This is a genomic window from Aeromonas sp. R1-1 (assembly GCF_040908495.1).
Lineage (GTDB): Bacteria > Pseudomonadota > Gammaproteobacteria > Enterobacterales > Aeromonadaceae > Aeromonas > Aeromonas veronii.
Genome location: NZ_JBFODV010000215.1, coordinates 1 through 23,242 on the forward strand (window position 1 = coordinate 1; position 23,242 = coordinate 23,242).

The following is a 23,242-nucleotide window of genomic DNA, read 5'->3' on the forward strand; positions in this document are numbered from 1 at the left end:
CTCGAACAGGGGTTCGAGGAACTGGGCACCGCGCACGGTGGAGAAATCCACCCGCTCGCGGGCAGGCCAGGGCAGGCTCTCGAACCAGCGCAGCGCCTGTTTCTGGCCAGCCAGATGCGGCGCCTTGTTCATCATGGTGATGGCGCGCTCGCCTTCAAAGTTTTCATCGGCCCCGGCCCGTACCGGACAGGCCTGCACGCACTGACCGCAGCCGCTGCAATCTTCCGGATAGAGCTGCAAGGTGTAGCGGCTGTCGGGGAAACCCTTGGCGGTGACGGGCACCGATTGGGCTGCCTCGGGGGCGGTTGCCAGCCAGTCCTGATGGTAGAACTTGGCCCGCAGCGCCGCGTGGGGGCAGACAAAGACGCAGTTACCGCACTGGATGCAGATATCGGAGTGCCAGATCGGGATCTCGCGGGCGATATCCCGCTTCTCAAAGCGGCTGGTGGCAGTGGGGTAAGTGCCATCCACCGGCAGCATGGAGACGGGAATGAGATCGCCGCGCCCCGCCAGCATCTCGCCAGTGACCCGCTGGACAAACTCGCTGCCCCCCGGTGCCAGCGGCAACGGATAGTCGCTGATCTGCTCCTCACCGGCCGGAATGACCACCTTGCAGAGGTGAGCCAGGGTATCGTCCACCGCCGCGAAGTTACGCTCGACCACCTCAGGCCCCTTGCGGGCATAGCTCTTCTCGATGCTCTCCTTGATCAGCGCAATCGCCTCATCCCGCGGCAAGACTCCGGCCAGCGCGAAGAAGCAGGTCTGCATAATGGTGTTGATGCGATTGCCCATGCCGTTTTGCTCGGCCACCCGATCCCCATCGATGCAGTAGAGCTGGATATTGAGGGCACGGATACGGGCGCGCAGCCGCTCGGGCAGCTGGCCCCACACTTTGTCCGCCTCATAGGGAGCATTGAGCAGCAGGGTTGCCCCTTCTGCGGCGTGTTCCAGCAGATCCACCGACTCGACAAAGCCCCACTGGTGGCAGCCGATAAAGCTCGCCTGCTCGATAAGCCAGGGGGCATCGATGGGCTCGGGGCCAAAGCGCAGGTGGGAGACGGTGCGTGAGCCCGATTTCTTGGAGTCGTAGACGAAGTAGCCCTGAGCGTGGAACCCCTCCAGCTCGCCGATGATCTTGATGCTGTTCTTGTTGGCGCCCACCGTGCCGTCGGCACCGAGGCCGAAGAAGAGCGCCCGCACCCGACTGGCGGGCTCCAGATCGCCGATGGGGTGCCAGGCCAGACTGAGGCCCGACACATCATCGACGATCCCCACCGTAAAGCGGGGACGCGGCGCATCGGATGCCAGCTCCTCGAATACCGCCGCGCACATGGCGGGGGTGAACTCTTTGGAAGAGAGGCCATAGCGACCGCCACTGAGCCACGGCAGCCGCTTGATAAGGCCGCGCTGCAAGCCATCGATAAGGGCGCTCTGCACATCCAGCAACAGCGGCTCGCCACCGGCGCCCGGCTCCTTGGTGCGATCCAGCACCGCCATGCGCCGCACGCTCGCGGGCAGCGCATCGAGCAGCGCCTGTACCGGGAAGGGACGATAGAGGCGAATGACCAGTACCCCGGTCTTGCGATCCTGCCGGTTGAGCCAATCCACGGTGGTGCGGGCGGTGGCCGCCCCCGAGCCCATCAGCACGATGACGTCGGTGGCATCGGGCGCGCCGTGATACTCCACCAGCCGATAGTGACGACCGGTCAGCTCGCCGAGGTTGTCCATGCACTGCTGCACCCGCGCCGGTACCGCCTCGTAGAAGGGGTTGACGCTTTCGCGGGACTGGAAATAGGTATCCGGGTTCTGGGCGGTGCCACGCATCACCGGATGATCCGGGTTGAGGGCCCGCGCACGGTGGGCGCGTACCCAGTCGTTGTCGATCAGCGCGCGAATTTCATCTTTATGCAGCGCGGTGATCTTGTTCACCTCGTGGGAGGTACGGAACCCGTCGAAGAAGTGGATAAAGGGCACCCGGCACTGCAGGGTGACGCTGTGGGCGACCAAGGCCAGGTCCTGCGCCTCCTGCACCGAGCCGGAGGCAAGCATGGCAAAGCCGGTGCTGCGCGCCGCCATCACATCCTGATGGTCGCCAAAAATCGAGAGCCCCTGCGCCGCCAGCGAGCGGGCCGCCACATGAAATACTGCCGAAGTCAGTTCACCGGCGATCTTGTACATGTTGGGCAGCATCAGCATCAACCCTTGGCTGGCGGTGAAGGTGGTGGCGAGCGCCCCCGCCTGCAGGGCGCCGTGTACCGTGCCGGCCGCCCCCCCTTCGCTCTGCATCTCTACCACGGTGGGGATGTTGCCCCACAGGTTGGTCTGCCCTTCTGCCGCCCAGGCATCGGCCAGTTCGGCCATGGTCGAGCTCGGGGTGATGGGGTAGATGGCACACACTTCGCTCAGCTGGTACGCCACCCGGGCCGCGGCTTCGTTGCCGTCAACCATGATCAGTTCATGTTTCATTGGGACTCCTCCGGTTGGCGCAGCTCGATGGCGTGACAAGGGCACTGGTCGTGACAGGCACCGCAGCCGGTGCAGCGCTCGGCATCCACCTGATACCCCTTGCCCGGCCCCAGCTTGGCGATGGCCTGCTCGGGGCAACTGCCATAGCAGCCGTCGCACTCGAAGCAGTTGCCGCAGGAGTAGCAGCGCGCCGCCTCGTAGCGGGCGGCCACCTCATCCAGCCCGCCGATGATCTCGCCAAAGTCATCCCGCGCCCACGCCGGTTTGACCGGCTGACTGCTGGCGGGCGCGTGGGTCTGGAACCATAACTGCAACTGCTCCGGCCCCACCAGTGGGTAGGAGACCATCTTCTGGTAGTGACGACCGCGCAGCCAGGCATCCATATGGCGCGCCGCCTTCTTGCCATGGCCAGTGGCGATGGTGACGGTGCGCTCGGAGGGCACCATGTCGCCGCCAGCAAACAGACCCGGCACATCCGTCATCAGGTTGCCCGCCACCTGTACAACCCCCTCCTTGTTGACCCGCACACCGGGAATGCTCTCCAGCACCGAGAGGTCGACCTCCTGACCGAGCGCCAGAATAAGGGAGTCCGCTTCGAGGGTTTCAAACTTGCCGGTGGGTACCGGTTTGCCCTCGGCATCCAGCGCCATCACCTCAACCTCGATATTGGTGCTGTCGAGCTGGCGAATGCTGCGCAGCCAGTTGATCTTGATCCCCTCCTCCTCGGCCTCATCGGCCTCGAAGGCGTGGGCCGGCATATGATCCCGGTTGCGGCGGTAGATGATCATCGCCTCTTCAACGCCCAAACGGCGGGCGGTACGGGCCGCATCCATGGCGGTATTGCCACCCCCATAAATCGCTACCCGCCGTCCCAGTTTGGGGGGTGGCAAGCCCTGCTCTTCGGCCAGACTGGCCTGTTCGAGGAAGCTCACCGCATCGAGGATCTTGCCCGCTTCCCGGGCCGGAATATCGACCCGCTTGGCCAGATGGGCGCCGATGGCCATAAAGACGGCATCAAAGCCCCCCTCGTCGCGCTCGCGCAGCACATCCTCCACCTTGTGGTTGAGGGTCAGCGTCACCCCGGCCGCCACGATGCGGGCCACCTCCCGATCCAGCACGTCGCGGGGCAGGCGGTAGGCGGGAATGCCGAAACGCAGCATGCCGCCCGCCAGTGGCCCCGCTTCGCGGATCTCCACCTGATGGCCGAGCCGGTTGAGGTGCCAGGCGCAGGAGAGGCCGGAGGGACCGGCACCGATCACCAACACCTTCTTGCCGCTGGCGGGCGCGGGTGGCGCAGGCTGCCAACCACGGGCCAGCGCCTCGTCGCCAAGGAAACGCTCGATGGCGTGGATAGAGACGGATTCATCCACCTGCCCACGGTTGCAGGCACTTTCGCAGGGGTGATAGCAGACCCGGCCATGAATGGCGGGCAAAGGGTTCTCTTCGATCAGGGTCTGCCAGGCAGCCTCAAAACGGCCGGCCTGCGCCAAAGAGAGCCAGGCCTGGATATTTTCTCCGGCCGGGCAGGCATGATTGCAGGGTGGCAGGGCCGGCCGCCAGACGGGTAGCCGGGTACGCACCGGGCCTGTTCCCGTTTTCAGGGAGAGATCCGGCAATGGGGTCATGTCCAGTTGTTTGCTCATACATTGCTTTCTTCTTTTTGTGTGACAGGCCCCACCCGATGGCGCTTGATACCGTGTAGCCGAAGCGGACGGTGGCCGGATGGGGAAGAAGCGAAAGCGTTAGAAACTGGGAACTGAGTCGATAATGGCCGCTTTTTTGTACTGATTAGCGAATCAGGATCAAAAAATGTTGCACTTTATGGTTCATAGAGACCAGAACGTGACTCAAGTAACATCTTCTCCAGCTGACCGCTGGCTTTCAGTTTGGCGAGCCCCCGATTGAAGGTTTTGATCAGTTCGTCAGCGTTGGCACGCTTGCGGCTGATCAGCAGGTGACCCTCAACTTTCATCACGGGTTTTGAATGGGTTGCAAAGAGATCGACCGTGCTGGCCGGGTAGAACTGACGCAGGGAGTAGTAGCCGACATCTATGTTCTCCAGGGTCAGGTCGGCGCGGCCAGAGAGCAGCAGATCAAAGCTCTGGCGCAGCCGGGTGACAAACTGCACCTGCAGCGGCACCTGCGCGATGGCTGCAAAAAAATCTGCATTGTAGGTATAGCCGCTGACCGCAGCCAGCTTGCGATCCGCCAGATCCTGATAGCCACGCCATTCCAGCGGAGCTGACTTGAGATAGAACCAGACGTAGGTTTCGCTCAGGATGGGATCGCTGTAGAGATGGGTTTTGCGCCGCTCGCTCGACTCATACCAGTGGACAGTGCCATCCACCACTCCCTCCTCCGACAAGCGAAAGGCCCGCTTCCAGGGCAGAAACTGGAACTTGACGCTCACCCCTTCACTCTTGAACGCCTCGCTCACCACATGAGGGATAAGTCCCTGATATTTGAGCGTCTCGGAGCAGTAAGGGGGATACGCTCCCGTGGTCAGGGTCAGCTCCTGCGCCCAGAGCCCGTGGCAAAAAAGGCTCCCCGCCAGCAACCAGCTTATTTTCATCCCGATGCCCTCTTGTTCTGTTTTCCCAACTATAGACCGCCCCTTGAAAGGATTGCCGGATCGCCGGGGAACCGTTATGTTCCCCTTTTTCCAGGCGATCGCGCCGCGTCACAAGGATATGAAGATGCCCAGGCTAGACAGCATTCACCTCTACCCCATCAAATCGACTGCAGGTATGCCGCTGGCTCGCGCCCGGGTGACCGAAGAGGGACTGGCAGGGGATCGCCGCTACATGGTGGTCAAACCGGACGGCACCTTTATCACCGCCCGTACCCATCCCCAGCTGCAACAGGTCGTGGCCACCCCCATCGAAGGAGGCTTGCAACTGCGCTATCCGGGCTTTGAACCCCTCACCCTGCAAGAGGCCGACTTTAGCCGCGCCCCGCAAGCTACCGGAGTCTGGAGCGACCGTTTCACCGCACTGCACACCGACCCCAAAGCCGATGGGTGGCTAAGCCGGGTGACAGGGGAGACGGTGCAACTGCTCTGGCTGGGTGAAACCTCGGATCGCTTTCGCGAGAAGACCGGCACCCGGGTCAGCTTTGCCGACGGTTATCCGCTGCTGCTGATAAGCCAGGCTTCCCTTGAGGATCTCAATCTGCGGTCCGATGCGCTGCACCAGATGAGCCAATTCCGCACCAATCTGGTGGCAAGCAATACCCAGCCCTTCGAGGAGGACAGCTGGGTGCGCATCCGCATCGGCGAGGTGGAATTCAAGGTGGTCAAGCCCTGCAGCCGCTGCATCATGACCACGGTGGAAGCGGGCACCGATCGTTTCAACGCCCTGAAAGAGCCGCTGGCCACCCTTACCCGCTACCGCCGTGGCGAGGATGGCGAGGTCTACTTCGGCCAGAATCTGGTGGCGCTGAACGAGGGATGGATTGAGACAGGCAGCGAGATCGAGGTGCTGGAGCGTACCCGTCCGGTGGTCTATCCCGCCGCCGCGCCGAAGAAGCGGGAGCTGGTCTGCGTGGCCCGCGAACCGCTGGCGCGGGATCTGGAGACCTTCTGGTTCGAAGCAGCCGATGGCGAGCCCCTGCCCGACTACCTGCCGGGCCAGCATCTGCCCATCAGCCTCGATATCAAAAACGAGAGGATTCAACGACGCTATACCCTGAGCTCCACGCCGGATCACCCGGAGCGTTACGGCATCAGCGTCAAAAAGGTGGAGGGTAGCCGCATCTCCCACTGGCTGCACCAGCAGTTGCAGGTGGGTGATCGGCTGCTGGCCGCCAACCCCGCTGGCGAGTTTCACTTAGGGTCCGAGCGCAATCTACTGTTGCTCTCCGCAGGCTCCGGCGTCACCCCCATGCTGGCGATAGCCCGCACCCTGGCCCTTCGCGGGGAGCTGGAAGAGGTTCACTTTATGCACCTGTGCCGTAGTGAAGCGGACATTCCCGCCGCCAGCGAACTGCACGCCATGGCGCAGCAGGGCATGACCCTCACCATTATCCTGAGCCAGCCGGACAATCACTGGCAGGGGCTGCAAGGGCGACTCAATGATGAGCATCTGCAACTGGTCAAAGGGTTGGCCGAAAAAGAGGTCTTTATCTGCGGCCCCCACGGTTTTATGGCCGATGCTGCCGCCAAAGTTGCAGCCCTCGGCGTTCCGGCCGCACAGATCAAACAGGAGAGTTTTGGCGGCGCCATTCTCTCGGTGGCCCGCCCCTATCAGGCGGTACAACTGCGTATCGGCGCCCAAGCCTTTACCGGCAACAATCAGGGCACAGTGCTGGATCAGGCCAACAAGCAAGGTGTAGAGCTGCCATGGAGCTGCCGCGCCGGCATCTGCGGCAGTTGCAAACAGACGCTGGTCTCGGGCGAGGTGGATCACCCCGACGCCCCCGCCATCACAGCCGCCGAGCGGGCGGAGGGCAAGATCCTTGCCTGCTGCGCCGTGCCGCTCACCGACCTTGAAATCCTATGATCGAGTGATCGGGCCGCATTAACTCACGCCACCCCAGATGACCGGGGAATTGACCCCGGTCATCTTTATCCACACTTGTTCACCTGATCCGCCCTTAATTTGTCCCCACGGCCTTCATCAGTGAGTTTCCCTTCCTATACTCTCAGAGCAAAAAGCCTTGCCAGCCATTGACTTGGCGATGCTCCATACGACACTCAGCCATAGGGAAAGGACGCCCATACCATGGAAAAGAACAAGCCCGCCTTTCAGCTCAACCTGCTGCTATCCGTCATCACCCTGATCCTGCTGTCACTGGTGTTTTTCGCCTACAGCTGGGCGGGTAAACAACTGGAAGAGAGTTATCGACAACAATATGTCTCCTACCTGCTGGCCGACGAACTGCGCCAATCCTCCGATGACCTGACCCGACTCGGGCGCACCTACGTCATCACCAAGGATCCAGCCTACGAGCAGCAGTACATGCGGATCCTGGCCATTCGCAACGGCGAACAGCCGAGACCGGATGGCTACAACCGTATCTACTGGGACTTTGTCGCCGCCAACGGCCAGAATCCCCGCCCCGACAGCAATGTTCGCCGTGGCCTGATCGACCTGATGAAGGATGCCGGTTTCACCGACGGTGAGCTCGCCAAACTGAACGAGGCCAAAAACAACTCGGATGCGCTGGTCAACACCGAGGTCGCCGCCTTCAAGCTGGTGCAGCAGACTGATGGTGACCTGGTTGCCAACCAGCAAAAAGCCATTGCCATGATGCATGACAAGGCCTATCACCAGAACAAGGGGCGCATCATGTCCCCCATCGATGACTTCTACGTGATGATGGAGCAGCGCAACCATGAGGCGGTCGAGAGCGCCATCGCCAATACCGACATGCTGCGCTATCTCTTTATCGCCCTCGGTCTGGTGTTGATGTTCTTCCTCTGGCGCACCTATCGCTCCCTGCTCGATCTGGTAGGCACCTCGGTCGAACAGCTCAAGACAGATCTCCATATGATGGCGGAAGGGGACTTCTCGCGCCCCATCAAGGTGCCGCCAGGATCGAAAGAGAGCCTGATCGGCCTGCTCGGCGGTATGCAGACCACACTCAAGGGGATCATCGCCAAGGTCTCCCACTCCACCGAGGAGCTATCCCACTCTGCCGACAGCATCGCCCAGATCGCCGAGCAGACCGCCCAGTTTGCTACCGATCAGCAAACCAGCACCCAGACCATGGCCGCCGCCATCGAGGAGCTGGTGGTGAGCATCAGTCACCTCTCCGACAACGCCACCCATGCCGACGAGCTGAGCAAGGTCTCCGCAAATACCCTGGAGGAGGGCTCAGGGGTCATTAAAGAGACGCTTGGCAGCATCGAGAATATCTCCACCACTGTGGGGGATGCAGCCAGCACCATCTCCGAGCTCAACGGCCATACCCAGCAGATTTCGGAGATCATCGGGGTGATCCGCGGCATCGCCGATCAGACCAACCTGCTGGCCCTCAATGCGGCCATCGAGGCGGCGCGGGCCGGTGAACAGGGTCGCGGCTTTGCGGTGGTCGCCGACGAGGTGCGCAATCTGGCCAGTCGCTCGGCGGCCTCAACCCAACAAATCACCGGGATGATCAGCAAGATCCAGAGCGGGGCGGATGCCTCCATCCGCAGCATGGAGAACACGGTCAACAACGTCTCTCGCGGGGTCACGCTAGCCAACCAGACCGGCGAGGCGATCGCCAGCATCCAGAGCCACGCCTCCAACCTCACCGGCCTGATGGGGGAGATCAGCCACACCCTACGCGAGCAGTCCACCGCCGCCAACGAGGTGGTCTCTACCGTCGGCAACATCACCTCCCTCTCCGAGCAATCGGGGGATGCCGCCCGTCACGTGTCCCAAGAGGCGGCCAAGCTCAAGCAGCTGTCACGGGTACTGCGCCAGGAGATGGGGCACTTCAAGCTTTAAAGAACGCTGAAAAGCAAAACGGCTGCCCAAGGGCAGCCGTTTTTTATTCGGGGGTATCCCCGTCATTCAGTATCTATCAACCACGCAGGGCGGCGATACGCTGCTCGATGGGCGGGTGGCTCATGAACAGTTCGCTCATGGAGCGCTTGCCGTTGATGCCAAAGGCCATCATAGAGCCTTCCAGCTGCGGCTCGGCACCGCGGGAGAGGCGCTCAAGGGCGGCAATCATCTTGTCTCGACCGGCCAGCTTGGCGGCACCTGCATCGGCACGGAACTCGCGCTGACGGCTGAACCACATGACGATGATGGAGGCCAGAATACCGAACAGCATCTCCAGCACGAACACGGTGATCATGTAGGCAAAACCGCCGGTGCTGCTGCTCTCTTCCTCGTTGTTGGAGCTGAAGAAGTTGCTGATCACGCCAGCCACGATCCGGGCGAAGAACATCACGAAGGTGTTCACTACACCCTGGATCAGGGTCAGGGTCACCATATCGCCATTGGCCACGTGGCTAACCTCGTGGGCCAGTACCGCTTCCGCCTCGTCACGGCTCATGCTGTAGAGCAGGCCGGAGGAGACCGCCACCAGCGAATCATCGCGGCGGGCGCCGGTTGCAAAGGCGTTCATCTCGGGAGAGTCGTAGATCCCCACTTCCGGCATCTTGATACCCGCTTCGCGGGCCTGACGGGCCACAGTGCTCACCAACCAGTGCTCGGTCTCGTTACGGGGTTGCTCGATGACCTGGACACCATAGCTGCGCTTGGCCATCCACTTGGACATCAGCAAGGAGATAAAGGAACCCCCAAAACCGAACACGGCACAGAACACCAACAGCCCGGAAATGCTGGACTTGTTGATCCCCAGAACCGAGAACAGGATATTGAGTACCACCCCCAGCACCAGCATGACGGCCAGGTTGGTCACCAGGAATAGCATAATTCGCTTCATATAGACTCCTTGTGAAGATAAGGGACATGACCGGGGATCACTCGGGATCCCCACCTGATCATGTTAATGTCGACATTCTAGGGAGATTCGATGAATGTTCGCTGAATATGCCGTCAAAGTAGCGGCGAGATATCGAGACGCCCCTGCAAATCGGCTTCAAGCGGATTGTTTATAAACGGAATTTCGCCGAGGAAGGGGGCAGGCAGCAGGCCCCTCAGGGTGTCCAGATTTTCCTGATAATGGCTCATGGAACCATGGAGCCGATTAATTACCCACCCCGCCACCGGCAGCTGATCATTGCGAATGGCTGCAAAGGTGAGCAGCGCATGGTTGAGGCAACCCAGCTTGGCCCCCACCACCATGATCACCGCCATGTTCTCCTGCTTGACCCAGTCCGACAGCAGATGCTTGCGATCGAGCGGCAGATACCAGCCCCCCGCCCCTTCCACTACCGCCAGCTCGGCCCCGGCCTGTTCAATCTTGCGTAGCCCCTCGCTCAACCCCTGCATGGTGATAGGCTGGCGCGCCTCGCTGGCGGCGATGTGGGGCGCAATCGGCGGCTCATAGGCGAACGGATTGACCACCTCATAGGGCAGCGGCAGGCTCGCCGCCTCCTGCAACAGAACGGCATCCAGGTTGCGCAGCCCGTCCGGGGTGCGGGCACATCCGGCCGAGACCGGCTTGTAACCCGCGCACTTGATTCCCTGTGCGCTGAATTCGCGCAGCAGGGTGCGCGCCACCAGCGTCTTGCCCACATCGGTATCGGTGCCGGTGATAAAGAATGATTTCATACGGTTCTCTCCTTGACAGGGGGTAGCACACTGCCCTGCACACACTGCGATTCCCGGCGCTCAACGAGGCTTGCTGAGGCGGCCGAGGCACACTCGATAACTGGCGACCAGCCTGCCATCGGGCTGGCGAAACGCCTCATACGCCTGAGTCAGCTGCTGCAATCTGGCGCGACCGCTCAGACCGGCCGGGGCGGCACTCCCCTGATTGTCATTGACCTGATTGGCCCCAATCCCCTTGAGATCGCGCAACAGCTGCGGCAATTCAAGATAGGCGAGATCCCAGGTGATACAACGCAGCTCGGGAGCAGATACCCCGGCGCTCGCCAGCACCTGCTCCAATTGTGGCAGGCTGAGGAAGCGATTGACATGGGCGCGACCATCAAGCTGCTGCCAGGCGGCTCGCAACTGCCAGAGCGACTCATCGAGCAGGGTCGAGAAAAAGATCTGGCCGCCCGGTTTGACCACCCGCAGCAGCTCGCCAAAAGCCTGGGCCGGACGCTCGCACCACTGCAACGCCAGACTGGAGAAAACCCAGTCGAATGTGTTATCGGCGAAAGGAAGCTGCTCCGCATCGCCGCAGAGCAGGCGGGCGCCGCTGCCACGCAAGGCGGCCTGCGCCAGCATGCCGGGGGCAAGATCCAGTCCCACCAGCTGATGACAACGGTTCGCCAGTTGGGGCAAGAAAAAGCCGGTACCGCAGCCCAGATCCAGCCCGCTCACCGTCAGATCAGTGCCAACCGGCCTGCTCGGCATCCATTCCAGCAGCGCCTGACCCACCTCCTGTTGAAAACGGGCATGGGCATCGTAATGACGAGCGGCGGCGCCGAAACGGCGAGCAAGCTGCGCCTTGTCGACCGTTTGAAAACACTCAGTCATGGTGAGCCTCCCCAACCGTTGTCGCATCAGGGCAGACCCCCAAGGCATCGAGCAGGCGATCCACATCCTGCTCGCGGTGAGCCGCGCTCAGGGTAATGCGCAGCCGAGCCGTACTGACCGGCACAGTAGGCGGGCGAATGGCGCTCACCCAGACGCCGCATTCGCGCAGCCGCTCGGCCAGTTGCAAAGCAGCAAAGCTCTCCCCCACCAGCAGCGGCTGGATCGGGGTGTCGCTAGCGCCAAGCTGCCAACCCTGATCCTTTGCCCCTTGCCGGAAGCGAGCGATCAGCTGGCCAAGATGGGCGCGGGACTCATCAGCCGCGCGCACCAGTTCGATGCTCTTGCTGACCGCGCAAGCCTGCGCGGCGGGCATATGGGTGCTGTAGACATAGTGGCGGGCGAAGTTGACCAGATACTCCACCAGTTCGCGACTGCCGCCGACAAAGGCACCGGCAACCCCGAGCGCCTTGCCAAAAGTGCCCATCTGGATGTGTACACAGGCCGGGTTCACCCCTTGTGCGGCCAGGGTGCCACGCCCCTCGGGCCCCTGCACGCCGAGGCCGTGGGCATCGTCGATCATCAGCCAGTTGCCGCTCCGGGCTGCCAATGCCGCAAGCTCAGCCCAGGGGGCCTGATCCCCGTCCATGCTGAACACCCCTTCCGAGACAATCAGTCCACGATTGGGCTCAAGCTGCCGCTCAAGGGCCGCCATATCGTTGTGGGCAAAGCGCTTCATCTTGCAGGGGAGTAGGCTGCCCATCTCCTGCAAAGAGGCGTGGTTGAGTTTGTCCTGCCACAGCAGATGCTCCTTGCCGAGCAGGGCTTTGAGCACCGCCTGATTGGCGGAAAAACCGCAGTTGAACAGCAACACCGCCTCCACCCCGAGCCACTCGGCCAGGGTCTTCTCAAGCTGTTGGTGGGCATGACTGTAACCGGTCACCAGCGGCGAGGCGCCGGAGCCCGTACCATAACGCTCAATCCCCGCGTTGAAGGCGCTCTTAATGGCGGGATGATCTGCCAGCCCCAGATAGTCGTTGGCGGAAAAATTGAGGTATTCGCGCCCCGCAACCCTGAGCCGCCCGCCACTCGCCCCGTCGGTCGCGATGCGGTTGCGCAGCAGACCCGCCTGCTCGCGCTCGGCCAGCGCCGTGCTCAACCCAAAGGGGCCCGTTACTGCAGGGCCGTTCATGACCGAGCGGCCCCTGCACGGGGGCGGGTGGCGTCATAAAACATTTCGGCAGGTTCACTCTGGCGGCTCACCTCGGCCAGCAGCTCCTCTTCTTGAACCTGATCCGGCTTCTGGGCCCGCTGGGCAGGGCGAATGCCGAGCCTCTTGAACAGCTGCATATCGCTGTTTTCGTCCGGGTTGGGGGTGGTCAGCAACTTGCAGCCATAGAAAATGGAGTTGGCCCCGGCCATAAAACACATGGCCTGCATCTGCTCATTCATCTTCTCCCGCCCGGCTGAGAGGCGCACATGGGAGGCGGGCATCATGATGCGCGCCACGGCGATGGTGCGGATAAATTCGAACGGATCGAGGTTCTCCTGATCCTCCAGCGGCGTGCCCTTCACCTTGACCAGCATGTTGATGGGCACACTCTCCGGGTGGCGGGGCAGGTTGGCGAGCGCCATCAAGAGGCCCGCCCGATCTTTCGCCTGCTCGCCCATGCCGACGATACCACCGGAGCAGACCTTCATGCCGGCGCTGCGCACATGCTCCAGGGTATCGAGCCTGTCCTGATAGGTGCGGGTGGAGATGATCTCGCCGTAGAACTCCGGCGAGGTGTCGAGGTTGTGGTTGTAGTAATCAAGCCCCGCAGCGCCAAGACGGGCCGCCTGATCGGCGGTGAGCATCCCTAGCGTCATGCAGGTCTCCATCCCCAGCCCGCGCACCTCCTCAATCATCCGGATGATGTAGGGCATGTCTTTCTCTTTGGGGTTGCGCCAGGCGGCCCCCATGCAGAAACGGGACGAGCCATTGGCCTTGGCTTCGCGGGCCCGCTCCAGCACCTTCTCCACCTCCATCAGCCGCTCGGCCTCAAGACCGGTGTGGTAACGGGCGCTCTGGGGGCAGTATTTGCAATCTTCCGGGCAGGCGCCGGTCTTGATGGAGAGCAAGGTGCTCACCTGCACTTCATTCGGGTCAAAGTGGGCGCGGTGGACGGTCTGGGCCTGAAACAGCAGATCGTTGAATGGCAGGGCAAACAGGGCCTGAACCTCGGCTAGGGTCCAGTCATGACGAAGGGCGTGACCGCCCGCGGTGAGAGCATTCATACATGGCTTCCGGTTGTTATTAGTGGGATCCTGCGCCCGCCATCTTGGGATGGACGGCCACAAAACCCGCCGCCTGGCCTGCGCGCTCAGGGTGATGCGCAGTGCCAAGTGGCTGAAATTGTTGGCTAGTGTAGAGAGCACGCGTAGACTGTCAACACCGACCAGATCAAACCAATTGACAACAGAACAACAAATGACCAATCAAGAATTCGACCTGCACCACATCTGGCACCCCTATACCTCCCTCACTCACCCCCTGCCCTGCTATGAAGTGGCCAGCGCCAAAGGGGTGAAGATCACTCTCAGCGACGGCCGTGAACTGGTGGATGGCATGAGCTCCTGGTGGGCTTGCGTGCACGGCTATCAGGTGCCGGAGCTGGACGCCGCCGCCACCGCCCAGCTCGGCAAGATGTCCCACGTGATGTTTGGCGGCCTCACCCACGCCCCGGCGGTCGAGCTCTGCCGCAAGCTGGTGGAGATCACTCCGAAGGGGCTTGATCGGGTATTTCTGGCCGATTCCGGCTCGGTGGCAGTGGAAGTGGCGCTCAAGATGGCCCAGCAGTACTGGCACGCCAAGGGGACGCCCAGAGCCAAATTTGTCGCCCTGCGCAGCGGCTATCACGGCGACACCTTTGGCGCCATGAGCGTCTGCGATCCCGATGGCGGCATGCACGAGCTCTACAAGGGATTCCTGCCGGAGCACTATTTTGTCGACGCGCCCAGCTGCCGCTTCCACGCCGAGTGGGACGAGCAGTGCGTGGTGGAGCTGGCGACACTCATGGCCGATCATCACGAGGAGATTGCCGCCATCGTGCTTGAGCCCATAGTGCAAGGGGCTGGCGGCATGCGCTTCTACCACCCCCGCTACCTGCAGTGGGTGCGTGCCCTGTGCGACGAGTTCGGCGTGCTGCTGATTGCCGACGAGATTGCCACCGGCTTTGGCCGCACCGGCCAGCTGTTTGCCTGTGACTGGGCGGGGATCAGCCCCGACATCATGTGTCTGGGCAAGGCGCTTACCGGCGGCTACCTCACCCTCTCTGCGACCCTGACCACCGAGCATGTCGCCCGCACCATCTGTGACGGCAAGGCGGGGGTCTTTATGCACGGCCCCACTTTTATGGGCAACCCGCTCGCCTGCGCGGTGGCCAACGCCTCCATCGAGTTGCTGCTGGCCTCACCGTGGCAGGAGCGGGTGCGCACCATCGAGCATCAGCTGCGAACAGAACTGGTAGAGCTGACCCTGCACCCGGCGGTCGCTGATGTGCGAGTGCTCGGCGCCATCGGGGTGGTGGAGATGAAAGAGCGGGTGGATGTGGCGCGCATCCAGCGCAAGTTTGTCGAAATGGGAGCCTGGATCCGCCCCTTTGGCAAGCTTGTCTACCTGATGCCCCCCTTCGTCATCACCCCTGAAGAGCTGCGGGTATTGACCGGCGCCATCCGTCAGGCCATCACCGAAGGCGAGTTTTAAGGCATGCAGCGGGCGGCCATCGCTGCCGCCCGTTTGACTACCGGCATTTGATATATGAAGAGGGCAACTTTATCCACTTCAGTGCGCTTTCACTTGCCGTAATGTGAGCAAAACACCAGACCTGAGGCCCCAAGAGGGGTAAACTGCTGCGGTTTTACCATCAAGAAAGACTGCTCATGCGCCTCTCCATTGCTGCCAAAATCAACTTTTTCCTGCTCTTCATCTTCTCCATGGTTCTGGTCTTCTCCGCAGCCTATCAGGCGGTGCGCGAGCGCGATCTCATCCTGACCCTCATCAAGGAGCAGAGCCGCGAGCAGACCGAAGCCTATTTCGACGGCCTCAACATGCTGATGCTGACCGGCAAGATGGATGCCCGCGATACCCTGCGCGGCAAGTTTCTCGACCACGCCCATGTGGAGGATGCCCGCATCGTTCGTGGCGACGCGGTGAGCAAACAGTTCGGGCCGGGACGGGAGACAGAGCAGGTAAAAGATGAGTTTGATGAGCTGGCTCTGGCGGGCAAAGGGAGTCTGGAGGTGGTGCACAACGGCATGCACAGCCGTCTGGTGGTCACCCGACCGCTGCTGGCCAAGAAGGATTTTCGCGGCACCGACTGCACCAGCTGTCATCTGGTGCCGGAGAATACCGTGCTTGGTGCGGTGCGCTTTGACTACTCCCTCGATTCGCTGTTTACCCGGGTCGAGCAGAATATCCTCACCTCGGCGCTGATCCTCACCGGCATCTTCGGGATGGGACTGCTGCTGACCCTCTGGGTCATCCGCACCTGGATCGTGCGCCCCCTCAACCAGTTGACCCGCTCCATGGAAGAGGCCACCGACCTGCACGACTTCGGCCACCGGCTGGAGGGGGATGACGGCGACGAGATTGGCCGGGTGGCGGTGGCCTACAACCAGATGCTCGACAGCGTGGAGCGCCAGCTCGGCAAGCGCACCAAGGCCAGCAGGCAGGAGCCGGATCAGCCCCGCTGAGGCGGGCGCTTAACCGACGTAGTAGAAGAGCAAACTGGCGATCAGCACCAATAGCAGGATGGCCAGATTGACATGCCGGGAGTCATCCTGACGGCGGCTGCGCTTGCGCTCCAGCAGCAACACCGCCAGCGTCAGGGCGCAACAGCTCCAGAGCCCGTAGACCAGCCAAGGGGTAAGGGACGGGTCCCAATAATCGCGCACCTCGATCCCGCCATAGACCAGAAAACCGTAGGCAATTTCGGGCCGGGCATAGTGGTAAAGGGAGAGCAGCACGATAAAGCCGCCCCAGCAGAGCATCACCAGCCCCTGCAACACCCGTGTCAGCCAATCTGGCCCATGCCGCCGATCTTTCACCCACCTCTCCTGCGCCCGTGACACTCTTGTTGAGTGAACCATGCCGAAAACCCCACCAGAGTCCGACATTTTTGCTTGTTTATCAAACCCGCGCGGGTAAGATTGACGGCTTAGTCTGCCATGGTGGGCCATCTGTGCCCGGGCCAGACTCCCTAGTGTTGCAAATAGCGCTGCAAGAACAAGCTGGAGACAATATTTCGATGACGCACGCATCCGTAGTAGATGTGCTGGCCGGTAAGTATCCGGTCGGCACCACCCAAACTGTCAAAGGGTGGATCCGGACTCGCCGTGATTCCAAGGCGGGGATCTCATTTTTGGCCATTTCCGATGGCTCCTGTTTCCATCCGGTACAGGCAGTTGTCCCCAATACCCTGGCCAATTACGAGAATGAAGTGCTGCGTCTGACCACTGCCTGCTCCGTGGAAGTGACCGGCGTGGTTGCCGCCTCTCAGGGCAGCGGCCAGGCTTTCGAACTGCAGGCGACCGAGGTGAAGGTAGTCGGCTGGGTCGAAGATCCGGACACCTACCCGATGGCCGCCAAGCGCCACAGCATCGAATACCTGCGTGAACAGGCTCACCTGCGCCCGCGTACCAACATCGTTGGCGCCGTGACCCGCGTTCGTCACTGCCTGGCGCAAGCCATCCACCGCTTCTTCCACGAAGAGGGTTTCCTCTGGGTTGCGACCCCGCTCATCACCGCCTCTGACACCGAAGGTGCCGGCGAGATGTTCCGCGTCTCCACTCTGGATCTGGAAAACCTGCCGCGCACCGACGCCGGCAAGGTGGACTACAACGAAGATTTCTTCGGCAAAGAGGCTTTCCTGACCGTATCCGGCCAGCTGAATGCCGAAACCTATGCCTGCGCCCTCTCCAAGGTCTACACCTTCGGCCCGACCTTCCGCGCTGAAAACTCCAACACCAGCCGCCACCTGGCCGAGTTCTGGATGGTTGAGCCGGAAGTGGCCTTCAACGATCTGGAAGATAACGCCGCACTGGCCGAAGCCATGCTGAAGTATGTCTTCAACGCCGTACTGACCGAGCGTCGCGACGATCTGGAGTTCTTCGCCCAGCATGTGGACAAGGATGCCATCGGCCGTCTGGAGCGTTTCGTCTCCTCCGACTTCGCCCAGATCGACTACACCGACGCCATCGAAGTGCTGCAAAACTGCGGCAAGAAGTTCGAGTTCCCGGTCTCCTGGGGTATCGATCTCTCCTCCGAGCACGAGCGCTATCTGGCCGAGGAGCACTTCAAGTCTCCGGTAGTGGTGAAGAACTACCCGAAAGATATCAAGGCCTTCTACATGCGCCTCAACGACGACGGCAAGACCGTTGCCGCGATGGACGTACTGGCACCGGGCATCGGCGAGATCATCGGTGGTTCCCAGCGTGAAGAGCGTCTGGACGTGCTGGATGCCCGTCTGGCCGAGATGGGCCTGAACAAGGAAGATTACTGGTGGTACCGCGACCTGCGTCGCTTCGGTACCGTGCCGCACTCAGGCTTCGGTCTGGGCTTCGAGCGTCTGGTTGTATACGTGACCGGCATGGGCAACGTCCGCGACGTGATCCCGTTCCCGCGTACTCCGCGTACCGCCGAGTTCTGATCAGCGGCATCTTGCCACTGCATTGCAAAAGCCGACCTGTGGGTCGGCTTTTTTATTGTCACCGTTATGGGTGATACTCAGGATCAACCGGCACAAGGAACTCGTCGCCTATGGGATATCGCCTGCTGCTCTCGCTACTGCTGTCCTGCATGCCTGTTCAACTGTGGGCCGAGCCTGTTCGTCTGACCACCCTGGAGTGGCCCCCCTACACCAGCCAGAGCCTGCCCGATGGCGGCCTCACCGGTCATATCGTCAAGCGTGCCTTTGCCGAAGCGGGACTGGAGGTGACGTTCGACTTCTATCCGTGGCAGCGGGCGGTGCGGCTGGCGGCCGACCCGACCCAGCCTTATAGCGGCTATTTTCCCGAGTACCTCTCCGACACCCTGCCCACCCTGTGGCGCAGCTCCCCCAGCGTAGGCGACAGCGTGCTGGGTATGGCGCAGCGCTCAGGCCCCCCCATCCCCTGGCAGCAGCTCACGGATCTCGCCCCCTACCGGATCGGCGTGGTGGAGGGATACGTCAACACCCGTGAATTCGATGCCCTGATGGCCAGCAAGCGCCTCAACACTGCCGCCGTCGATGCAGACCTGCTCAACCTGCGCAAATTGCAGCGCGACCGGCTCGATCTGGCGGTTATCGACCGGGATGTCTTTCACTGGCTCATCAACCATGATCGCAAGCTGATAAGCGCCGGATTGCAGTTTCACCCGAAGATCCTCGAACACAAGAGCCTGCACATCATGTTTCGTCCCGACCAGCAGGCGTTGCAGCAACGGGTGGCTCAGGCCATTGCCAGATTGGATATTGCCAAGCTGAGCGAGGATTATCAGCGCCGCTATCTGCAGCAAGCACCTGCGGCCAAGTGAGCCAACCCGCTGAAGTCAGCCCTTGCTGGCAAAAATAGCCTGAGCGCTGGCTTTTTCACCCTCTTCTGCCGCAATCGAGCCCTTTTTATGCCCCTCCCCTGCAGCCCTGCTGCCACTCTGTGCAGCCACCATGACCACCCGATGGCTTGGCCCCGAGTGATACCACTTGGTGACAAAAATGATGTTTTTGTTAGTACGTGGTTTTTAAGTGGTTTAATCAAAAATTCATCGAGTTATTGAAGTAACTCAATTTTTTCACTTTTTCAGGGGAGCAGAATAGCAACTAACCCTTTTGGGCTAAATAAAACAGACAATGACAATTCATGGTTCAGGCTACCCGCAGCAATATGGGTTGAATCACACGAGGTAACGGAATGATCTTGATGGAATTTTTGGTGGTACTCGGCTGCTTGCTGCTGGGTACCCGCTTTGGGGGCATGGGACTCGGTCTCATCAGTGGTATCGGTCTCTTCCTGCTGACCTTCGTCTTCGGCCTGGTGCCGGGCGAACCGCCTGTTCAGGTAATGCTGACCATTCTGGCGGTGATCGGCTGTGCCGCCACCCTGCAGACTGCCGGTGGCCTCAACCTGATGATGCAAGTAGCCGAACGTCTGCTGCGCCGTCACCCGCAATACATCACTATCCTGGCGCCGCTCACCACCTGGACCCTCACCTTCCTGTGCGGTACCGGCCACGTGGTCTACACCATGTTCCCCATCATCGCTGACATCGCGCTGCAGAAGAACATCCGTCCCGAGCGCCCGATGGCCGTGGCCTCCGTTGCCTCCCAGATGGCCATCTGCGCCTCCCCGGTCTCCGTTGCCGTGGTCTCCATGGTCTCCATTCTGGCGGCCGGTCATGGCATCGGTCAGGCTTACGGCCTGCTCGACATCCTGATGATCGCCATCCCCTCCTCCCTGACCGGTGTCATCGTGGCGGCCCTGTGGAGCCTGCGTCGCGGTAAGGATCTGGACAAGGACGAAGAGTTCCAGGCCAAGATCAAAGACCCGGAACAGCGCGCCTTCATCTACGGCGGCGGTGAAACCCTGCTCAACACCAAGTTCCCGAAAGAGGCCTACTGGTCTACCTGGATCTTCTTCGCCGCCATCGCTGCCGTGGTATTGCTCGGCGCTAACGAAGGTCTGCGCCCGGTATTCACCATCAAGGACAAGACCGGCCCGCTCTCCATGAACCTGGTGATCCAGATGATGATGCTGATCGCCGGTGCCATCATCCTGATGCGCTGCAAGGTCAAGCCGGGCGAGATCGCCAACGGTGCCGTCTTCAAGGCAGGCATGGTCGCCATCTTCTCCGTATTCGGGGTCGCATGGATGAGTGAGACCTTCTTCCAGGCTCACATGCCGCTGCTCAAAGAGACTCTGGCCCATGTGGTACAGGCCCAGCCCTGGACCTACGCACTGGTGCTGTTCCTCATCTCCAAGCTGGTAAACAGCCAGGCCGCAGCCCTCACCGCCATCGCCCCCATGGGTCTGGCGCTGGGTGTGGAGCCGAAGCTGCTGATCGCCTTTCTGCCGGCCAGCTACGGCTACTTCGTGCTGCCGACCTACCCGAGCGATCTGGCCTGTATCGGTTTCGACCGCTCCGGCACCACCCGCATCGGCAAGTTCATCATCAACCACAGCTTCATCATTCCGGGGCTGATCGGTGTGGTGACCTCCTGCTCGCTGGGCTTTATCCTCACCAGCATCCTGCTCTAATCGCAGCGGCGTTTACCACGCTATTGCAATACAGGCCCCTGCTTCGGGGGCCTGCTTTTTTCCCGCTCTGTTACCCCAACCCTTTCCCCGCCGCCATTTCCGGACACCATGCCTTTACCTCTGCCCCCGCCGCTGGGTAGCATGCCCCCTCGTTCACCATCGGAATCTCATCCATGTCTCGCGTCATCCTGCTCTGGAGCGGTGGCAAAGATGCCATGCTGGCCCTCTGTCATGCCCGTCAAGCGGGCCATCAGGTGGTGGCACTGGCCACCTTTGCGCCGCCAGAGCCCCGATTTCTCGCTCACCCCTTGCCGCTGGTGCGCCGTCAGGCGGAAGCCCTCGGGCTGCCCCATCTGCTGGTCACCATAGAAGCGCCGTTCGAGCAGAGCTATGAAACGGCGCTGAGCCACTTGCAGCAGGAGTGGAACCTCGACGGCGTGGTGACCGGCGATATCGACAGCGTGGGCGGCGCACCAAACTGGATCCGCGAACGCTGCCAGCCGCTGGGTCTCACCGTCCATACCCCGCTCTGGCAGCAATCTCGCCAAGCCTTGCTGGCGAATATGCTGGCACGCGGCATCGTCGCCCACCTCTCCTGCGTCGATACCCGGGTGCTGGCCCCCGAGTGGACTGGGCGCACCCTCGATGCCGCCACCCTCGTGGAATTGCAGCAACTGGCCGAGCGCGAGGGCTTCGATGCCTGCGGCGAGCAGGGGGAATACCACACCATGGTGACCGACGGCCCGGGCTTTGCCGCCCCGCTGCACCTCGATGGCTGGCAGGTGGCGCGGCAGGATCATCTGGCCTATCTGGCCGAGCCACAGGGATAACGGCCTCAGGCCATCTGGCACGCTCGTTCAGGGACACGCGAAAAATCGAGATAAAAAAACGGGAGGCAACAGCCTCCCGTTTGGATTTGAGCGGACCAGTTTTGAGCGGGCCATGACGACCCGAACAAGGGATAAACCGGCTTATTTCGCCAGCTTGCCCAGTACCCGCTGCAGCAGACGGATACGCAGCTCGATGCTCTCCAGCAGCAGGAATTCCGCCTCCGAGTGGAAACCTCCCCCCATGGGGCCGAAGCCATCGAGGGACGGCACACCCGCAGCGGCGGTGAAGTTGGCATCCGAGCCGCCACCGGCCTCCAGCCAGTTGAAGGGGATCCCCTCCTCTTTGGCTGCCGCCTCTACCAGCGCCATCAGCGCCTCGGTGTCGCCGCTCGGGCGCATCGCCGGCTTGAAGGTCTGGCGATCCACCTCGACCCGACAGCCCGCGAGGAAGGGATTGTTGGCCATAAAGGTGAGCCGATCGTGCACCGCTGCGGCCTCTTCGTTGCTCCAGAAGCGCAGATCGACGATCGCCTCGGCAAAGTCCGGCACCACGTTGACGCCGGTGCCGCCCTGTACCACGCCGACGTTCATGGTGGTGCCCGTGGTCAGGTTGACCTGCTCGTTGATGGCCAGCACCCAATGAGCAAGTTCTGTGATGGCAGAGACCCCTTCGGTCAGGGCCGAACCGGCGTGGGACGCCTTGCCGTGGAAGGTGATGCGGTACTTGGCATTGCCCTTGCGGGCGCTGATGAGATCGCCGCTCGGGCGTGCCGCTTCGGCCACCAGCACGCAGCCGCTCTGTTTGGCCTTCTCCACCAGCCAATCCTTGGACCAGGGGGAGCCAATCTCTTCGTCGCAGTTGTAGCAGACCAGCACCTTGAGCTTGGCAAGCAATGCCGGATCCATCTCTTTGAGTGCATACCAGATAGAGAGCAGGCCGCTCTTCATGTCCGAGACACCGGGGCCAAAGGCTTGATTGCCTTCGATTTTCAGCGGGCGCTTGGCCGCCGTCCCCTCGGGGAAGACGGTATCCATGTGGCCGCACAGCATCACGTCGTAGTGATCGGCACCCGGCGCATTGGTGATCTCGAGGCAGGGGCCGCACTCGGCAGCGAACTGGTGGCGAGTCACCTGCCAGCCGATAGCCTCATATTTCTCGGTCATGATGTCGGCCACTTTCGCTACCCCGGCCGGGGTGTGAGTACCGCAATCGAGGTTGATGAGCGGGGCCAGATCGGCCAGATAGCTATCGAGGGAAAACGGGCTCTTTACAACTGTCATTATCTTCTCCATGCAACAATCAGCGTTGATGGCCGATCGTCTATTGCAACAATGCGACACAGTGAGAAAAAGGCGGGCAGCCATGCCACCCGCCCGACCGGTAAATTCCAAACACCACTACATAACCCACATCACTACATGAACAGCAGATAGTTGAGGGTCAGCGCCGTCACCAGCGCCCCCGCCATCGGCACGCTGGTGCGTTTGACCACGGTAAAGGGCGATACCTTGGCAATCCCCGCACAGGCGATCAGTACCGCTGCGATGGGGGAGACGGTACGGCCGATACTGGAAGCGAGCTGCATCGGCAGCAGCATGGTCACCGCAGGTACGCCAAACTTGGCC

18 protein-coding genes and 1 pseudogene are annotated in these 23,242 nt (G+C 61.6%); 8 read left to right on the top strand and 11 right to left on the bottom strand.

Going from position 1 to position 23,242, the window contains the following annotated elements; all coding sequences use genetic code 11:
* The 3 genes from nifJ to AB5Y92_RS14485 form a co-directional block, all read right to left on the bottom strand.
* Positions 1-2,466: pyruvate:ferredoxin (flavodoxin) oxidoreductase (gene nifJ, locus AB5Y92_RS14475; protein ID WP_368227017.1), on the bottom strand; the 2,466-nt coding region annotated here is incomplete at its 3' end.
* Positions 2,463-4,109 (bottom strand): NAD(P)-binding protein, encoded by a 1,647-nt coding sequence (locus AB5Y92_RS14480; protein WP_245096087.1) that lies wholly within the window; start codon positions 4,107-4,109, stop codon positions 2,463-2,465. The genes nifJ and AB5Y92_RS14480, both read right to left, overlap by 4 nt.
* Before the next feature lie 176 nt (positions 4,110-4,285).
* The gene (locus tag AB5Y92_RS14485) at positions 4,286-5,038 is read right to left on the bottom strand and encodes a substrate-binding periplasmic protein (RefSeq protein ID WP_368227018.1); all 753 of its coding nucleotides are present in this window, start codon (positions 5,036-5,038) and stop codon (positions 4,286-4,288) included.
* A 124-nt stretch (positions 5,039-5,162) separates the two neighbouring features.
* Here AB5Y92_RS14485 and AB5Y92_RS14490 point away from each other — a divergent pair, with 124 nt between their 5' ends.
* Positions 5,163-6,965 carry an MOSC N-terminal beta barrel domain-containing protein gene (locus AB5Y92_RS14490; protein ID WP_368227019.1) on the top strand — a complete coding sequence of 601 codons (1,803 nt, stop codon included), beginning with the start codon at positions 5,163-5,165 and terminating at the stop codon, positions 6,963-6,965.
* A 222-nt stretch (positions 6,966-7,187) separates the two neighbouring features.
* Entirely contained in the window at positions 7,188-8,900 is a 1,713-nt protein-coding gene (locus AB5Y92_RS14495; protein ID WP_368227020.1) for a methyl-accepting chemotaxis protein, read from the top strand.
* Between the two features lie 76 nt (positions 8,901-8,976).
* Here AB5Y92_RS14495 and htpX read toward each other — a convergent pair whose 3' ends face one another.
* From htpX to bioB, 5 genes are all read right to left on the bottom strand, one after another.
* Entirely contained in the window at positions 8,977-9,849 is an 873-nt protein-coding gene (htpX, locus tag AB5Y92_RS14500; protein WP_005337890.1) for a protease HtpX, read from the bottom strand.
* Between the two features lie 113 nt (positions 9,850-9,962).
* Positions 9,963-10,640 carry a dethiobiotin synthase gene (gene bioD, locus AB5Y92_RS14505; RefSeq protein ID WP_005337893.1) on the bottom strand — a complete coding sequence of 226 codons (678 nt, stop codon included), beginning with the start codon at positions 10,638-10,640 and terminating at the stop codon, positions 9,963-9,965.
* Between the two features lie 60 nt (positions 10,641-10,700).
* Entirely contained in the window at positions 10,701-11,516 is an 816-nt protein-coding gene (gene bioC / locus AB5Y92_RS14510) for a malonyl-ACP O-methyltransferase BioC (RefSeq protein ID WP_206874287.1), read from the bottom strand.
* The gene (gene bioF, locus AB5Y92_RS14515) at positions 11,509-12,705 is read right to left on the bottom strand and encodes an 8-amino-7-oxononanoate synthase (protein WP_368227021.1); all 1,197 of its coding nucleotides are present in this window, start codon (positions 12,703-12,705) and stop codon (positions 11,509-11,511) included. The genes bioC and bioF overlap by 8 nt, the downstream gene beginning before the upstream one ends.
* Positions 12,702-13,790: a biotin synthase BioB gene (gene bioB, locus AB5Y92_RS14520; protein WP_005344369.1), complete on the bottom strand. Its 1,089-nt coding sequence runs from the start codon at positions 13,788-13,790 to the stop codon at positions 12,702-12,704. Before bioB ends, bioF begins: the two co-directional genes overlap by 4 nt.
* 193 nt (positions 13,791-13,983) lie before the next feature.
* Here bioB and bioA point away from each other — a divergent pair, with 193 nt between their 5' ends.
* Positions 13,984-15,258: an adenosylmethionine--8-amino-7-oxononanoate transaminase gene (bioA, locus tag AB5Y92_RS14525; RefSeq protein ID WP_368227022.1), complete on the top strand. Its 1,275-nt coding sequence runs from the start codon at positions 13,984-13,986 to the stop codon at positions 15,256-15,258.
* 176 nt (positions 15,259-15,434) lie between these two features.
* Complete coding sequence (locus AB5Y92_RS14530; RefSeq protein ID WP_005350472.1) at positions 15,435-16,247, top strand: HAMP domain-containing protein; 813 nt, start codon at positions 15,435-15,437, stop codon at positions 16,245-16,247.
* 9 nt (positions 16,248-16,256) lie between these two features.
* Here AB5Y92_RS14530 and AB5Y92_RS14535 read toward each other — a convergent pair whose 3' ends face one another.
* Positions 16,257-16,601 (bottom strand): hypothetical protein, encoded by a 345-nt coding sequence (locus AB5Y92_RS14535; protein WP_005350469.1) that lies wholly within the window; start codon positions 16,599-16,601, stop codon positions 16,257-16,259.
* A gap of 200 nt (positions 16,602-16,801) precedes the next feature.
* Between AB5Y92_RS14535 and asnS the strand changes: the two genes are divergently transcribed.
* The 4 genes from asnS (at position 16,802) to AB5Y92_RS14555 (ending at position 21,616) form a co-directional block, all read left to right on the top strand.
* A complete protein-coding gene (gene asnS / locus AB5Y92_RS14540; RefSeq protein ID WP_368227023.1) occupies positions 16,802-18,202 on the top strand; it encodes an asparagine--tRNA ligase in 1,401 nt (466 codons plus the stop codon).
* Between the two features lie 110 nt (positions 18,203-18,312).
* Positions 18,313-19,068: an ABC transporter substrate-binding protein gene (locus tag AB5Y92_RS14545; RefSeq protein ID WP_323891142.1), complete on the top strand. Its 756-nt coding sequence runs from the start codon at positions 18,313-18,315 to the stop codon at positions 19,066-19,068.
* A 374-nt stretch (positions 19,069-19,442) separates the two neighbouring features.
* Complete coding sequence (locus AB5Y92_RS14550) at positions 19,443-20,786, top strand: anaerobic C4-dicarboxylate transporter (protein ID WP_005337916.1); 1,344 nt, start codon at positions 19,443-19,445, stop codon at positions 20,784-20,786.
* A 173-nt stretch (positions 20,787-20,959) separates the two neighbouring features.
* Entirely contained in the window at positions 20,960-21,616 is a 657-nt protein-coding gene (locus tag AB5Y92_RS14555) for a hypothetical protein (protein WP_100654119.1), read from the top strand.
* Positions 21,617-21,757: 141 nt separating this feature from the next.
* On the opposite strand, the gene AB5Y92_RS14560 is transcribed toward AB5Y92_RS14555, so the two are convergent.
* Positions 21,758-22,897: a M20 family metallopeptidase gene (locus tag AB5Y92_RS14560; RefSeq protein WP_368227024.1), complete on the bottom strand. Its 1,140-nt coding sequence runs from the start codon at positions 22,895-22,897 to the stop codon at positions 21,758-21,760.
* Positions 22,898-23,031: 134 nt separating this feature from the next.
* Positions 23,032-23,242, bottom strand: a pseudogene (locus tag AB5Y92_RS14565) (C4-dicarboxylate ABC transporter); the annotation flags it as partial.